Below are 16,718 nucleotides of genomic sequence, written 5' to 3'. Positions count from 1 at the left end.
GATGTAATCGAATATTGAAAATCGTAAATGATGAGGATTGATATTATTACGGTTTTACCGGAAATGATAGAAGGGGCCCTTCACAACAGCATTCTGAAGCGGGCCCAGGATAAGGGATTGGTTGATTTTGGCCTTCATAACCTTCGTGATTATACACTCGATAAGCACAAACGGATAGATGATTATCCCTTTGGAGGGGAAGCGGGGATGGTGATGCAGATTGAACCGATCGACCGGGTCATCACGTTTCTGAAGTCTCAGCGTAAATATGATGAGGTTATTTTCACTACGCCCGACGGGGAACAGTTCACTCAATCCGTTGCCAATGAACTTTCGATGATGCAGAACATCATTATACTCTGCGGACACTATAAGGGGATCGATTACCGGGTAAGGGAACATCTGGTCACCCGGGAGATCTCGATCGGTGATTTTGTGCTCACCGGTGGAGAACTGGTTGCCGCCATGATTGCCGATGCCGTTGTAAGAGTGATTCCCGGTGCCATAGGAGATGAGCAGTCGGCGCTTTCCGATTCGTTTCAGGACGGATTGCTCGCACCACCTGTCTACACCCGTCCGGCAGAGTATAAGGGCTGGAAAGTTCCGGCAGTACTTCTCTCGGGTCATGAGCGAAAAATTGCGGAATGGCGCCATGAACAGTCGATAGAACGTACTAGACGCCTTCGTCCCGATCTGATGCGCTAAATAATTAACTCTGGCACAGTAACCAACGCGCATGGCACAAATAATGCGAAGCGAGTAACAAGAAACGAAATAATTATGAAAGGTATCGTACTAGCCGGAGGCTCCGGTACAAGATTATATCCGATTACAAAGGGGGTTTCCAAACAACTGCTTCCCATCTTTGACAAGCCCATGATTTATTATCCCATTTCAGCATTAATGCTTGCGGGCATAAGAGACATTCTTATTATCTCCACACCTCAGGACCTGCCTGCTTTCCGGAGGTTGTTGGGTGATGGTACCGATTATGGCGTACAATTCACCTATGCGGAGCAACCCAGTCCCGACGGACTGGCACAGGCATTCATCATCGGGGAGGAATTTATTGGAAACGACGCTGTCAGCCTGGTATTGGGTGACAACATTTTCTACGGTAACGGCTTCCCCGATTTGTTAAAAAAAGCAGTCGAAGAAGCAGAAAATAATGCATTGGCCACGGTTTTTGGTTATTTTGTAAATAACCCCGAAAGGTACGGCGTTGCTGAGTTCGATGAAAAAGGTCAAGTGTTGACTATTGAAGAAAAGCCAATCGCGCCGAAGTCGAATTGGGCAGTTACGGGATTGTATTTCTACCCGAACCAGGTTGTGGAGATTGCAAAACAGATAAAACCTTCTGCACGTGGCGAGCTGGAGATCACTTCTGTAAATCAGTCCTTCCTGCAAGAAGGCAGGTTGCGAATGCAACGTTTTGGAAGAGGTTTTGCCTGGCTTGATACAGGTACCCACGATTCACTTTCGGAAGCATCCACCTTTATTGAGGTCCTGGAAAAAAGACAGGGACTTAAAATATCATGTCTCGAGGAGATTGCCTGGCACAACGGATGGATTTCAAATGATGATCTCAAGCGAATGGCAGAGTCCATGAGAAAGAACCAGTATGGAGAGTATCTGTTGAAATTGGTGGAGTCAGGCCAAGGAAATTGAATTATATTCAAATTATTGAAGAGAATTGAAAGGTGGCATATGGAAGTGAATCGAACGGAAATAGAGGGGTTGTCAATACTAAGACCCAAGGTTTTTGAGGATGAACGGGGTTACTTTTTTGAGTCATTTTCCTGGAGAGAATTCGAGGAAAAGGTATGCAAAACCCATTTTGTGCAGGACAATGAGAGCAAATCGCAATACGGAGTGTTGAGGGGGTTACATTTTCAGATACCTCCCTTTGAACAGGCCAAGCTTGTGCGCGTGGTAAAAGGCCGTGTGCTCGATGTAGCTGTGGATATCAGGAAAGACTCTCCCACGTTTGGCCAATATTTCTCGCTTGAGATATCGGAAGACAATAAACTACAGTTATTTATACCCCGGGGATTTGCTCATGGATTTGCCGTGTTGAGTGATGAAGTAATTTTTCAGTATAAATGTGACAATTACTATTCTCCTAAGCACGAGAGGGCCATACGTTGGAATGATCCCCGTTTGGATATCGACTGGCATCTCTCGGCAGATGACATCATTTTATCGGAAAAAGACATGAATAACCCATTATTATGCGACACATATTAATTACCGGAGGGGCAGGATTCATCGGCTCACATGTTGTCCGGCTGTTCGTCAATAAATACCCTGATGATGAGATTATAAACCTTGATAAACTCACTTATGCCGGCAACCTTTCCAATCTGAGGGATCTGGAGGAGAAGCAGAATTACCGCTTTATAAAGGCGGACATTTGTGATTTCGATGCCATGCAGATGGTCTTTGAGACACTTAAAATAGACGGCGTGATTCATTTGGCTGCCGAAAGTCATGTAGACCGGTCGATCACAGATCCTTTCTCTTTTGCCAGGACAAACGTGATTGGAACGCTGAATTTATTACAATCAGCCAAAGGAGCCTGGAAAGGAAACTACGACGGGAAGCTGTTTTATCATATCTCTACCGACGAGGTGTACGGTTCTCTGGGCTTTGATGATACGCTCTTCACGGAAGAGACTCGCTACGATCCACACAGTCCTTATTCCGCCTCTAAGGCATCGTCCGACCACTTTGTTCGGGCTTATCACGACACCTACGGCCTGCCGGTTGTTCTTTCCAACTGCTCCAACAATTACGGACCCTATCAGTTTCCGGAAAAGCTGATCCCGCTCTTCATCAATAATATTCGTGACAACAAGCCGCTTCCGGTTTACGGGAAGGGAGAGAATGTCAGAGACTGGCTTTATGTGGAAGACCACGCCCGGGCGATTGATCTGATCTTTCACCGCGGCAGGGTGGGAGAAACGTATAACATTGGAGGAGGTAACGAGTGGAAGAACATTGATTTGATACGAGTGGTTATCAAGGCCGTTGACCGGATACTGGGAAGAGAAGAGGGAGCGTCTGAAAAGCTCATCACCTATGTTACCGACCGTGCCGGCCACGATCTGCGCTATGCCATCGACGCGTCAAAACTCCGGAACGAACTTGCTTGGGAACCTTCCCTGCAGTTTGAGGAAGGCATTGAAAAAACCGTGCGTTGGTATCTTGATCATCAGGACTGGCTTGACAGTGTGACCAGTGGCGATTACCAGCACTACTACCGCAAAATGTACGGGGAATAAGGGAGGATCAAAAAGAGACTCCCCCTTTCCGCCATTTTTTTTCTATCTTTGCAAATCATTACAGCAACATTATCGAAAGTTAGAAAAAATGGTTATAGCAGTAGACTTCGACGGCACCATCGTCGAACACGAATATCCCGCCATAGGCAGGCCAATCCCGTTCGCCATTGAGACGCTCCTCCAATTACAAAAAGACAACCACAAGCTGATACTTTGGACAGTCCGTGAGGGACAGTTGTTGCAGGAGGCAATAGATTATTGCGCCGAACGGGGGCTCTATTTTTACGCAGAAAATGCCAATCACCCGGGGGAAGACAGAGAGAAAGCCTCCCGCAAACTGGGGGCAGACCTGTTTATTGACGACCGTAACCTGGGCGGATTGCCTGATTGGGGGGTAATTTACAACGCAGTGAATGCCACCGTGAATAAGGGAAATGCTTTGCAGATCATGGCCGGTTCATCGGGAATGCCGGAACCGAAGAAGAAAAGAGGATTGTTCAGTAGAAGATGAATCCCCTTAAGTAGCGTGATTTTTATTTAACCTGTTTGGAGGTGAGTGAGGATTCATGTAATTTTACTCTTGATATTTTTTATTTGTTTCTTGTAATTTGATGTTTATGTTAAAAAAAGAACGACATAAAATTATTATGAAGGAGATAAATCTTCATAACACTGTATTATCTGTTGACTTGAGTGAATTATTAAATGTTTCAGAGGATACTGTTAGAAGAGATTTAAAGGAGCTTTCGGACGAAAATAGAATTATCCGGGTACATGGGGGGGCCATCAGTAAATCGCTTGTCCGTCCTTTTATGGCTGATGAAAGTATTTATGCACATGAAGAAAAGAAAATAATTGCTTCGAAAGCTCTTGGTCTGATACAGAATAATATGATTTTGCTTTTTGAGGGAGGAACCACTATTTTAGAATTAGCCACTCAACTTCCTAAAAATATGAATCTTACTATTTTTACTGTCAGTCCTCAAGTTGCCATTACTTTATCTGACTATGAAAAAATCGACGTTTATACCATTGGAGGTAAGTTGAATAAAAATGTCAATATACATACGGGAGCAAGCGTTATCAATGAAATCTCAGAGATTCAATGTGATATTTGTTTTATGGGTGTAAATGCCATTTCAATTGATAATGGATTTACTGATATCGATTGGGAGACTGTGCAAGTGAATAAGGCAATGATAAAAGCGGCGAAACAAACGGCATTGCTGTCAATTTCCGAAAAATTGAATATTTCGAAACGATACAAAGTGGCCGACTTGAGCAATATCAGCTATTTAATTACCGAACTGGATCCAAAAGATAAAGAACTTTCCCAATATAAAAAACAGATCAAAATCATGTAATACAACACACTTTCCAATCTGTATCGTTTTCCTATCCATTTCTTACCTTTCTATTTTAGGACTACAACTGTCAAGAAGGATAAAGAAAGAGACCACTTGATAAGCTTAAAAATAAATAACACATCGTTAATATTTGTTATCCATTTGCAGTTGTAATAACAAATATAATTTAATCTTATTTCACTTTATAACACAAATAAGACAGAATTCCCCTTTCATTTTCCTTTTTTTGTTAAAGTTATATTATGTTAATATTTTTATTATTTTCCCTTTTTCTTTATTTATGCATCAGTATATGCGTATATTTGCAATATTCTATAAATAAAAAACGCATATAAACGCAAATAAATGGCGGTAAGTTTTAAAGTCACTCACTAAAACAAACGTAACTGTATGAACAAAGTAAACTCATCAGGTAATAGATTAACCTATAAGGTATGCATAAGACAACTCATCAGTCTGATTATTGCTTACTTCTTTTTACCTGTTTTTTTCATGAAAGCCCACACGGGCTTTAGCAGCTATCCAATGGCGTATGAAAACCGCAACGAATTGATCACTGGAGCGATCTCTCTCCTTCAACAACAAAAAAGGGAGATTACTGGTACGGTCACTGACACGGACGGGCATCCCATCATCGGGGCCAATGTGATAGAAAAAAACGATAGGAGCAACGGAACTGTAACCGATATCAACGGGCGTTTTCGGCTGAATGTAGCGGAGAACGTCGTGATTCATATTTCTTATATCGGATACTTGGAACAGGACATCAACATCACGAACAAAACGGTTTTCAATATTATTCTTGAAGAGGATACAAAGGCGCTGGACGAAGTGGTGGTTGTTGGGTATGGAACCCAGAAGAAACTCACACTAACGGGATCCGTCACAAGCACATCGGGAGAAGAGATCCAGAAAAGTGCCTCGATAGACATCTCCTCTTCGCTTGCAGGACGTACACCGGGGGTGATTGTCAACAACCGGAGTGGCGAGCCGGGTGCAGAAGCAACCACCATTTTTATTCGTGGTCGCAGTACATTAGGAGATAACTCTCCTTTAATAATTATTGATGGCGTTCCAGGGCGGGAATCGCTCAGCTTTTTGAATCCGAATGATATAGAATCCATCACCATCTTGAAAGATGCCTCTGCCGCTATTTACGGGTCGCGCTCCGCAAACGGTGTCATCTTGGTAACCACGAAGCGGGGACAAAAAGAAAGAAAACCGGAAATCACATTTTCCTATGACATGGGAATCCAACAGCCCACCCGCCTGTTGGATATGGTAGATGCCCCCACCTTTGCCCAATTGTACAACGAACGAAACGACAAGATAGGACAAAGTCCCCGGTATACGGCGGAGGAGATTCAGAAATTCTCCGACGGATCGGATCCGATTCTCTATCCCAATACCGACTGGTTCAAAGAGATCATCAAACCGGCTTCCCTCCAGCATAAATACAATCTCTCATTTGGTGGGGGAACCAATGTGGTGGCATATTTTGTCTCTTTAGGTGCTGTTACGCAGGATGGTATCTACCGCGAAAGCGCTACCAGGTATGACCAGCTGAATTTACGATCGAATACCGACGTGAATGTCACCTCAGGCTTTAAAGTGGGAGTGGACGTGTCGGCACGGATACAAAACAAACACTATTCTGCATACCCCAGTGATGAATACGGTATTTTTTATCGGACCAGGGACAGATTTCCTACCCAGGCTGCTTATTATCCCAATGGATTGCTTGCCGGGGGAGGCAACCCGGTCGCACTGGTCAGCAATCGCACCGGATACAATAAAACCCGCCTGCAGCGCTTGAACACCACTCTGTCGGCAGACTGGGATTTGGGCAAATGGGTGGAGGGATTGTCGCTCATGGGGCGCGTGGCTTACGATAACACCAGTTCCTTTAGAAAAAGATGGCAAACGCCCTATACCTACTACCTGTATAATGAAACCACCCAGGAATACGATCAATACAAGTCGCAAGACGTAGTCACTCCTCAGCTGCTTGAGAGGTACGTGCCCGCCTGGGCGTTGACAATCAATGGTACCATCAATTACGAGCGGACCTTTAACATGGCACACAACGTGGGAGCTATGATAGGGTTTGAACAAAGCAGTTCACGGAATGACATCCTTCAGGCCGAACGGAACCAATATTCACAAGATGCAATTGACGAACTCTTCGCAGGTGACCTGGACAAAACTTATTATGATAATACCGGCTCGGCATCGGAAACAGCACGAAGAGGATTCTTCGGACGCCTCTCCTATGATTACGAAGGGAAATACCTGACCCAGTTTATTCTTCGTTACGACGGCTCCGAAAACTTTCCAAAAAATAAGCGATGGGGGCTTTTTCCCGGCGTATCGGTAGGATGGAGGATATCCGAAGAAGATTTTATAAAACATAGCCTTCCGCTTATCGACAACCTGAAAATTCGTGCCTCATATGGAGAACAGGGAAATGACAAAATTGACCAGTATCAATTTATGACAACTTATAAGTATGGTCGCTCGCAAGTATTTGGTGATAAACAGGTGAACGGTATCTATCCGGGCATTTTACCCAATGTGAATGTAACCTGGGAAGTAGCCAAAACCTACAATATCGGATTGGATGGAACCTTATGGAAGGGGAAACTGGGATTTGAAGCAGAAGTATTCAAAACAGAGCGCAGCAACATCTTATGTACGAGAAATGCATCGGTACCCTCCTACACGGGGTTGACTTCCCTTCCCGATGAAAATATAGGTGTCGTGAACAACAAAGGAATTGAACTTCAACTTGCCCATATGGGAAAATCTGGCAACTTTACATATAACCTGTCCGGCAACTTCCTCTATGTCAAAAACAGCGTTGTATACATGGACGAAGTCCCTTGGGGTGAGGGGTATGATTATCTGAAACAGGAAGGGCGTCCCATGGGAGCACGGCTCCTGTATGAAGTGATCGGAATCAATAAGACGGAGGAGGATTTGAAAAAATATCCGCAAATACCAGGTGCAGTGCTTGGAGATTTCATTTTCAAACGGAACGACCCCAATCCTTCCGATCCCAATATAATTACCAGTAAAGACAGGAAGCGAACGGATCTTTCCACCATACCGGAAATTGTGTATGGTTTGTCGTTTGACGCGCGCTATAAAATGTTCGACTGCTCACTCCTTTTCCAGGGACAGGCACGGGCCAATTTTTATGTCACGCCACGCATTGACCCTGCCGAGGGAAATATCATGCGTGACATTGCCGAGGGACGCTGGTCGAAAGAAAATCCAACCGCCAATAAACCCGGTGTGGGAGGCGCCATCAATAATGCCGGTGTCTATCCCTCTACCTATTGGCACCGGGATGCTTCATTTTTGCGGCTGAAAAACATTGAACTGGGCGTAAACCTTCCCGGTAGATTGTTAGGGGGTACAACCGGCGTGAACAACCTGCGTGTTTATATTGGCGGTTACAACTTATTGACTTTCGACACACTTAAAATAGTAGACCCGGAGAGCAATAGCAGCGAAACGCAAAATTATCCGCAACTGAGGATTTTCAACGCCGGTGTCAAATTAACTTTCTAAACAACAAATGAATATGAAACGAGTATCTACATCATTTTCATACAGGCATAAGATGAAACAGGAGCCCGCTCATGTAAATCGCATGATAAAAAATATACCCTATTTGGTATTGGCTCTCATTATAACCTTCACCGCTTGCAATGACGATTTCCTCAATCGGAAACCGTTGGATAAGCTGTCGGAGGAGGCGGTCTTCACCAACGCGGCTCTTATGGAGCAATATGTGAATGCACTCTATAATGTGGTGCCACATCCCTTCACCGAGGGTACCATGGCCGCCATTACCGATGAGGCGTTCTTTCGGTACGGGGGCACTTCCACAAACTATATTTCACGTGGCGAACTGAATCCCGATAATGTGATTTTTCAGGCAGACGGAGGCCCTGCCCATAACACGCGAATGACCTTTCTTAATTTGTGGCCACGGGTATTCTCTTATGTCCGCGATATGAATCTTTTCCTTTCCCGGGTAGATGATGCGCCCATCGATGAAGCGGTGAAAAAACAACTCAAGGGAGAGGTTTATTTTCTCCGGGCATGGACCTATTCCAACCTTTTGGCGAGATATGGCGGGGTGCCGATTATAGAAAAAGTATTTCAACTGGGCGAGCAGTATAACCTGAAAAGGGATCAGTATGATGATTGCGTCAATTTTGTGATTTCCGATCTGGACAAAGCCATTGCACTGCTTCCAGACAAACCTGCTGTCAAGGGTAGAATAGGTGCCGACGTGTGCAGGGCATTGAAAGCACGCACCTGCCTGTTTGCTGCCAGTCCCCTGTTTAATGATCCTGCCGACCCGTCAGGGAGCATATTTAAAGGGACTTACAGCAAGGAGAAATGGAAACTGGCGCGCGACGCGGCAAAAGAGCTTATTGACCGGGCCAATACGGGAGCATATGAGATTGCACCCACATATAACGATTATTGGAGCAACAGCAACTCCAAAGAGGTTATTTGGGCAAGATACTTTCTCCCTACTTCAGGGAAGCTGGCGCAGCTTTTTTACGCGCCTGCCAGGAGCATTGGTGGCTGGGTGAGCTGTACCCCCGTTGAAAATATGGTTAGTGATTACGAAATGGCGGCCACCGGGAAAAAACCGTTTGAAGAAGGTTCGGGATATGACCCGGCAGATCCATGGGGCGGACGTGACCCCAGATTTTATAAATCAATCCTGCCTCCGGGAACTACCTACATGAATTATACGCTGAACATGTGTCAACCGGCGCCAACCAATACCGTGGTTAAAAACAACGACCCTTTTCAGGCCGAAGCAAACCAATGTACCGGATATTGGCTGCGTAAATGGCTGATTGATGACGCCCCGGTGAGTGAATCGGAAAATGCCACGTTGATGTATCCGTGGTTCCGTTTGCCCGAAATATATCTGATATATGCAGAAGCAAATCTGGAGTACAACGGGAACGTGACAGTTTGTGCGGAATATATCAACAAAATCCGCGATCGGGCCGATGTACGCATGCCCCATGTTCCCAACTCTCTCTCTGTCGACGCGATGCGAGAAAAACTGATCCAGGAACGTCGTATAGAATTTGCTTTTGAGAACCAGCGCTATTTCGACCTGCGTCGCTGGAAGCTGGCAGAGATATATGAAAGTGTCATGATCTATGGAATAAGGGGCATTCGCCATGACAACGGAACCGCCGACCTGAGCGACGACCGGATCGACTGGAAGATCGCCAAAAAAGGAAACGGCGGAAAACCCGATTTCAGCAACTGCCTGCCTAAGTTTGGAGCACGTGTTTTTCTGCCTCAGCACTACCTGATGCCGATCCCACGCGATGAGTACACCAAAAGCGAGGGCGTGATTGTACAAAATCCGCATTACGACTGAACAGAATAATGAAGTGATTCCTATGATACGTGCTTACCTACTTTTTCCCCTCCTGACGCTGTTGGTATATACAGGTTGCTCGACACCCAACCCGCTGCGGTGCAATATCGGCGTGGCCGATATCACCCCGGAAGGGTCGGTGGTGCTGGCCGGATTTGCCGCGCGCGAAGGGTTGTCGGCCTCCATTCACCGCGCCCTGAAAACGCGTTGCATCGTCATTGAAAACGATTCGGCAAGGATCTGTATTATCTCTAACGACATGATGGAGCTACCGATCAGCCTGGCAGATGAACTGCGCGACGAGATTGCTTTGCACACCGACATCCCGCGCGAACATATCTTTATCCACGCTACACACACCCACTCTGCCCCGCGGGTGAGTGGGAGTAGCGTGGAAGAAGGGGGAACGAATCATGCATTCGCGGCAAAGTTTCGTGAAACTGTAGTTAGGAATGCCATTGAAACGGCCAACAACAAAAAAGCTTTTGTTCCTTTCGCCCTGGAAGCCGGCAAAGGGGAATGCTTTATCAATTGCAACCGCCGGGAAAAGGAGGGGCCGTGCGATCACACGCTCTATCTGATTCACCTGGTCGACAAGAGAGGGAAACGTATCGCCTCGTTCCTCAATTTTGCCTGCCACCCGGTAAGTCTGAATCACCGTAGTTTGGTGGTCTCTACCGATTTCCCCGGTATTGCCGTGGAAAAACTCTCCAAAGAGTGGGGGAGCACCCTTTTCTACTTTTCGGGAGCTGCCGGCAATGTGAATCCCTGTGGAGAGCTGAGAGCAGACACCGCCTACACCCAGGTAAGAGGTAAAGAGTTGGCAGATGCTGCACGGGATATTCGGATCGAAAGATTAAAAAAAAGTAACTTGCTCCGTGTAAGCAACCGGATTGTGGAACTCCCCTTCCGCTCATCCGAGATCACTCCGGAGGTCATTAACGCGCATGCCGATGAAATAAAAGAGTGGAATGCATTCGGTACCTGGAAAGACGATGTAGAACGATGGCGGGCAGCCATGATTGAAAAAATCAGGAGCGGCGAAGCAAAGAATTACCTGCCCGTTGGAATAGCCGGTGTAAATATAGGGGGACTGATACTCTTTTTCTCACAGGGAGAACCATTCAATGAATACCAGACTATGCTTCGTGCGAACTATCCCGATACTCCCCTGCTTTTTATCGGTTACACGAACGGACAAAACTCTTATTTTCCAAGCAAGCATGCTTATCAACGTGATGGATACGAATATGAGAGAGAGCAGATGCATATATACATCAGAGCCCTCTATCCGCTTTCCGATGAGATGCCGGCGGCCTATAAGGCAGCTATCGTTGCAACTGTGAATGATATAGTGGATTAAATCAACATGAAAATGATAAAAAAGATAATCTCATGCCTACTGGCCCTTATTTTGTCTGTTGTTGCCCTGGCAAACGACCCCATCCGGTACGGGATCATTCCTAAACCGAAGTCTCTGAAACCGATGGCCGGCGAATTTCGGATAAACAGACATACGGTAATCCTCATTCCCGAAGAGGACAAGCTGATAGAGGAGATAGCGGCAGACTTTGCCGATCGGGTAAAGAGATGTTCCGGCATGGACCTTCGGGTCAGTCCTTCCACCTCGCCGGTAGCGGTACACAATAACATAGTGCTTACCCTAAGGGAAGGGATGGGTGATGAAGCGTACCACCTCAGTGTTACCCGGGAGCAAATCACCATCACGGCTTCCACTCCCCACGGCATTTACTACGGGGTGCAATCGGTTTACCAGTTGTTGCCGCCGCAGATCTACGGTGAAACAGCGGTGAAGGGCCTGAAGTGGGCCGTTCCCTGCTGTGAGATAGAGGATGCGCCTCGGTTCCCGTACCGGGGCCTGATGCTCGACGTAGGACGTTATTTCATGCCCAAGGAATTGGTGATGAAATTGATTGACGTCATGTCCATGCACAAGCAAAATTTCTTTCACTGGCACCTCACGGAAGACCAGGGCTGGCGGATTGAGATCAAAAAGTACCCCCGGCTTACCGAAATAGGATCGGTAAGAAGAGAGAGCCCGATAGGCAATACAAAGGAGGGGGACAATACGCCGCACGGTGGTTTTTACACCCAGGAGGAGGTGAAAGAGGTGGTGGAGTATGCCCGCAAAAGATATGTTACCGTGGTACCCGAAATTGAATTGCCGGGACACGCCACGGCCGCCATCGCCGCCTACCCGGAGCTGTCCTGCTTCCCGGAAAGAACTTACGAAGTGGCTACAACCTGGGGAGTAAAAAAAGATATCTTTTGCCCTACAGCTGCTACCTTCCGTTTCCTTGAAGAGGTCTTCTCGGAACTGTTCGACCTCTTCCCCTCGCCCTATTATCATATTGGGGGCGATGAGTGTCCGCGTGACCGCTGGGAGGAGAGTACTTGCTGTCAGGATCTGATGAAGGTGCTGGGACTGGAGAGCGAAGATCAGTTACAAACGTTTTTTGTTCAACGTATGGCAAAGTTCCTGAAAGAAAAGGGAGGAAAAACCGTGATTGGGTGGGACGAAATCCTGGATGGCGGAGCAGTTCCGGAAACGGTAGTAATGTCATACAGGGGACATGCGCCGGCCATGAGAGCCGTTCATCAAAACATGCGTACCATCCTGACTCCCAACCGATGGAGCTATCTTGACTATTATCAGGAGGATCCCGATACGGAAGAGCTGTCGATGATCCTGTTTTTGCCCCTGGAGAAAGTATACCACTACTATCCCATACCCGATACCCTGGCCAAAGAAAAACACCCCTATGTCATGGGACAACAGGGTTCACTCTGGACAGAATATATACAAACGCCGCGCAGAGCCGAATACATGGCTTTCCCCAGAGCGGTGGCCATGTCTGAAGTAGCCTGGTGCGCGAAAGAAGAGAAGGATTGGAACTGGTTCCGTGCACGCATGCTCAAGGAGTTCGAACGGCTCGACAGCAAAAAGATTAACTACAGCAAAGCATTTTATAATGTCCTTTTCCATTTTGACCGGAAGGCGGACTTCCCTAAAAAAGTAGGCCTCAGCATCGATTACCCCGAAGCCCGGATCCATTACACGCTGGATGGAAAAGAGCCCACCCGTCGTTCTCCTCTCTATTCCGACTCGCTTACGGTGAACAGGGGGAACGTGATACGTACCCAGGGATTCCTGAAAGACGGACGCAAAGTAGGCAAAATGATTGAAAAAAAGTTTTAATGACAAACCGATATATAATGAAAACAACAAAAATTTCCAGAACAATTTGGCTGATAATTATCCTCCAATGCATCTGTGTCTCTCTGCTATGCCTCACGGGATGTAAGCGGGACGCATTGAAACCCGTGAATCCTCCGCGGGGAGTCTGGATGTGGAGCAGTGCCATATCAGACAGCAACTCAAAAAGAGTGGTCGATCAACTGGCGGAAAACAACATCCGGCAGGTCTATTTTCTGGTGAAGGGGACGGCCGGAATAAAAACATCGCCCCACAAGCTGCGCACGTTTATCAGCTGTGCACGAGAAAAAGAGATGGAAGTGCACCTCTGGTACATTGTCAGCGAAGACAGTACCTATATAGCCGAAAATCCCCAGGCAAGCATATATCACTGCCCCAATCCATCTGTAAGTACCAGGCCGTACCCTATGAACGATCAGCGAGTGAATCTGCTATACCCGGGATACAAGGATTACGTGCTGGATAACATCCGGGATTTTCTCAACAATTTTGATTGCGACGGGGTGCATCTCGACTATATCCGGTTCAGCCACTTCGTTTACTCCTTCGATCCCTACTCCCTCCAAAAAGCAGCCTCTTTGGGATGCGATACCACACGGCTGCTTAACCTCTTCACCACGGAGCCGGGCTATACGGCCCATGCCACAAATAACGGTTTTGTGGAGCTCTATGCGGAGGGTGACAACGATGTGGTGACCTGGGTGGGGATGAGGAAAAATATCATCCGCGATTATATTGAATCCATCGGGGAGGTTGTCCGGAAAACCAAGCCCGGCCTGGAGGTCAGCGCTGCTTTCATGCCGGAGGGAACGATAGATACCATCTATTCAGACGTCTACTATGCCCAGAATTACATGCTCCACTCTCCCGCCTTGGACAGGATCAGCCCAATGGCCTACTTCAAGTCGTACAAAAAGCCCACGAACTGGCTACAGACAGTCACGGAAGGCGCGAAAAAATTATGTGCTCCCCAGTGTGAAGTATACACAGGTATCCAGGCATTTAACGAGGTGACGAACGAAGAACTGCAAGAGCAGATCAAATATTCCCTTGAAGGTGGCGCACAAGGGGTTATCCTGTTCCGGTATGGTGGCATCGCTGAGGAAGGCTGGGAGGCAATAAGGGAATAGAAAAAGGAGAATTCGGATAATATAAGCAGATATGATCGCAATAGCCGACAGCGGGTCGAGTAAAACAAGCTGGACATTGGTTAAAGATGGCCGGGTGACTTTTCAGTTCGAAAGTGAAGGATACAACCCCTGCTATAACAGCCGGGAGGAGATTACCTCCTCCCTTCGTGAAAGTCTGCCTGGAGGGTATGACTGGAACGATATCTCATTGGTCGCTTTCTACGGGGCCGGGTGTTATGAGGATAAATATCGGGTGATTGAGTATGCACTGCGCCCTCTCTTCCCGAAGGCCCGGTTTGATATTGCCATGGACTTGATGGCTTCGGCCCGTGCACTCCTGGGACATGAACCTGGGTTTGCCGCTATCCTGGGCACGGGGACGAACTCTTGCCTGTATGACGGGAAAAAGATCACCCATAATATCGATTCAATGGGTTTTTTGTTGGGTGACGAGGGAAGCGGTGCCTATATAGGCAAGCGGCTATTAAAAGACTTTATCCGGGGACATATGCCGGTCGATATACGTGAAAGCTTTTATCACTCCTACCGGTTATCGCCGGACGAGTTGGTCGATCGCGTTTACAGCGACCCAATGCCTAACCGATACTGCGCGTCATTTGCCCGGTTCTTGAGCGGTGAACAGGCCGGAAGCGAGTACGCGGAGCATGTGAAGCAGGATTGTTTTCGTGATTTCTTCAAGAATATCGTAGTCCATTACCCCGACTATTCCACTTACCGCTTTAATTGTGTAGGAAGCATCGGATGGGTGTTTAAGGAGGCCCTGGTTTCCGTAGCAAAAGAATTTGGGATGGAGGAAGGAAAAATTATACGTGCACCGATGGAAGGCCTTATTGCATATCATCAGCTATGACAGAGGGTGATTTCCCCCACTGCCTCCTTCATTCATTTATACAAAAGTTTTATCCATCAAGAGAGTAATGCAATGAACAAGAAACAATCCAATCATCTCTTTCCTCTCCTCATCATCGGAGTTGCATTCTTTATTATCGGCTTTGGTGTGGGGATAAATGGCATCATGGTACCCATTCTGGAAAGAGCTTTTTCACTGAGTAAAAGCATGTCGTATTTGGTTCTCACGGCCACTTTTTCGGCTTTCTTGATTTTTGGAAGACCTTCCGGAATAGTGATACAGCGGATAGGATATAAACGATCCATGGTAATTGCCTTGATTATCATGTCGTTGGGAATGCTCTTGTTTATTCCTTCCGCGAAGATGGGCACATCGATGCAGGGTTTTTACCTGTTCCTCGCGGCCTCATTCGTAGGAGGGATGGGAAACACGCTGCTGCAAGCAGCCGTCAATCCGTACGTCACCATCTGCGGCCCGATAGAAAAAGCGGCCCAACGCATGTGTGTCATGGGAATCATGAACAAGTCGGCCTGGTACCTTGGACCCATCTTCCTCAGTCTCTTTATTGATGTCACAAATCCGGTATTAGACCAGGCATATATCCCCTTTGGTATTGCGGCAGGAGTAATTACATTGCTAGCAGTACTGATCTATTTCATCTCCCTGCCCGAAGTGAAGGCAGCAGGGGAAGAAGAGGAAGCGCAGCATCCCGATAGCGGAAACGCCGAGGTTCCCGCATCCGGTGAAAAAATAAGCTTGTGGCAGTATCCCCATCTGATTCTGGGCGCAATAGCCCTATTTATCTATGTAGGTGTGGAGACACTGCCTATGGCATCGGCTATTGACTTTGCCAATGCCATCGGGTTGGATAATCCGGCCCAATACTCGGGGATAGTATCTATCGGGCTGGTCATCGGCTATATCCTCAGCATCTTCCTGTTGCAGGTGATGCGCCAGAATAACGCCCTGATCCTCTTCATACTCATCGCCCTGTCAGCTTCTTTCTGTCTCATCCTGCTCCCTGCCCGACAGGCCATCTATTGTCTGGGCGTGCTGGGTTTTTCCCACTCGTTGATGTGGGGGGCTATCTGGGCGCTCGCTATTGACAAGTTGGGGAAAAAGACCAAATCAGGAGCCTCCCTATTGGTTACCGCTATCGTGGGTGGGGCTATTCTTCCGTTGCTCTTCGGTTTTATTCTGGATGCGGTGAGAGGGGGCGAGGCTTCACCTCTACCCGATGATTTTCAAATGGCTTACTGGATATTTATCCCTTGTTATCTCTATATTCTTTATTACGCGTTAGCGGGGCATAAAGTGGGGTTAGCCAAAAATAAATAGTCATTGTTCGCTATTGCAAAGATCAGACAATCTTGATATTACACTCGCATAATCATTTG

The 16,718-nt window shown here is 47.0% G+C and carries 13 protein-coding genes; all 13 read left to right on the top strand.

The genetic code is table 11. From position 1 onward, the window contains the following. Window positions 1–30: 30 nt before the first annotated feature. The 13 genes from trmD (at window position 31) to KDN43_RS00855 (ending at window position 16,659) form a co-directional block, all read left to right on the top strand. Complete coding sequence (gene trmD / locus KDN43_RS00915) at window positions 31–705, top strand: tRNA (guanosine(37)-N1)-methyltransferase TrmD (protein ID WP_238869516.1); 675 nt, start codon at window positions 31–33, stop codon at window positions 703–705. Window positions 706–780: 75 nt separating this feature from the next. Continuing rightward, window positions 781–1,668 carry a glucose-1-phosphate thymidylyltransferase RfbA gene (gene rfbA, locus KDN43_RS00910; RefSeq protein ID WP_238867830.1) on the top strand — a complete coding sequence of 296 codons (888 nt, stop codon included), beginning with the start codon at window positions 781–783 and terminating at the stop codon, window positions 1,666–1,668. A gap of 39 nt (window positions 1,669–1,707) precedes the next feature. After that, the gene (gene rfbC / locus KDN43_RS00905) at window positions 1,708–2,247 is read left to right on the top strand and encodes a dTDP-4-dehydrorhamnose 3,5-epimerase (protein ID WP_238867829.1); all 540 of its coding nucleotides are present in this window, start codon (window positions 1,708–1,710) and stop codon (window positions 2,245–2,247) included. Further along, window positions 2,232–3,284, top strand: coding sequence for a dTDP-glucose 4,6-dehydratase (rfbB, locus tag KDN43_RS00900; RefSeq protein ID WP_238867828.1), 1,053 nt, complete (start codon window positions 2,232–2,234; stop codon window positions 3,282–3,284). The genes rfbC and rfbB overlap by 16 nt, the downstream gene beginning before the upstream one ends. Window positions 3,285–3,372: 88 nt before the next feature. Beyond that, complete coding sequence (locus KDN43_RS00895) at window positions 3,373–3,795, top strand: BT0820 family HAD-type phosphatase (RefSeq protein WP_238867827.1); 423 nt, start codon at window positions 3,373–3,375, stop codon at window positions 3,793–3,795. A gap of 106 nt (window positions 3,796–3,901) precedes the next feature. Beyond that, window positions 3,902–4,648, top strand: coding sequence for a DeoR/GlpR family DNA-binding transcription regulator (locus KDN43_RS00890; RefSeq protein WP_238867826.1), 747 nt, complete (start codon window positions 3,902–3,904; stop codon window positions 4,646–4,648). A gap of 393 nt (window positions 4,649–5,041) precedes the next feature. Beyond that, the gene (locus KDN43_RS00885) at window positions 5,042–8,227 is read left to right on the top strand and encodes a SusC/RagA family TonB-linked outer membrane protein (RefSeq protein ID WP_238867825.1); all 3,186 of its coding nucleotides are present in this window, start codon (window positions 5,042–5,044) and stop codon (window positions 8,225–8,227) included. Between the two features lie 13 nt (window positions 8,228–8,240). After that, window positions 8,241–10,082, top strand: coding sequence for a RagB/SusD family nutrient uptake outer membrane protein (locus KDN43_RS00880; protein WP_238867824.1), 1,842 nt, complete (start codon window positions 8,241–8,243; stop codon window positions 10,080–10,082). A gap of 22 nt (window positions 10,083–10,104) precedes the next feature. Then, window positions 10,105–11,445: a neutral/alkaline non-lysosomal ceramidase N-terminal domain-containing protein gene (locus KDN43_RS00875; protein WP_238867823.1), complete on the top strand. Its 1,341-nt coding sequence runs from the start codon at window positions 10,105–10,107 to the stop codon at window positions 11,443–11,445. A 12-nt stretch (window positions 11,446–11,457) separates the two neighbouring features. Further along, window positions 11,458–13,302, top strand: coding sequence for a beta-N-acetylhexosaminidase (locus KDN43_RS00870; protein WP_238867822.1), 1,845 nt, complete (start codon window positions 11,458–11,460; stop codon window positions 13,300–13,302). Between the two features lie 17 nt (window positions 13,303–13,319). Beyond that, on the top strand, window positions 13,320–14,450 hold the full coding sequence (locus KDN43_RS00865) for a family 10 glycosylhydrolase (protein WP_238867821.1): 1,131 nt from the start codon (window positions 13,320–13,322) through the stop codon (window positions 14,448–14,450). A 31-nt stretch (window positions 14,451–14,481) separates the two neighbouring features. Beyond that, window positions 14,482–15,321 carry an N-acetylglucosamine kinase gene (locus KDN43_RS00860; RefSeq protein WP_238867820.1) on the top strand — a complete coding sequence of 280 codons (840 nt, stop codon included), beginning with the start codon at window positions 14,482–14,484 and terminating at the stop codon, window positions 15,319–15,321. A gap of 72 nt (window positions 15,322–15,393) precedes the next feature. Then, entirely contained in the window at window positions 15,394–16,659 is a 1,266-nt protein-coding gene (locus KDN43_RS00855) for an MFS transporter (RefSeq protein WP_238867819.1), read from the top strand. The last annotated feature ends 59 nt before the right edge of the window (window positions 16,660–16,718 follow it).

Origin of the sequence: Proteiniphilum propionicum, from assembly GCF_022267555.1 — a bacterium.
Taxonomy (GTDB): domain Bacteria; phylum Bacteroidota; class Bacteroidia; order Bacteroidales; family Dysgonomonadaceae; genus Proteiniphilum; species Proteiniphilum propionicum.
The sequence above is the reverse complement of the archived record's forward strand: the minus strand, read 5'-3'. Positions and strand labels throughout refer to the sequence as shown.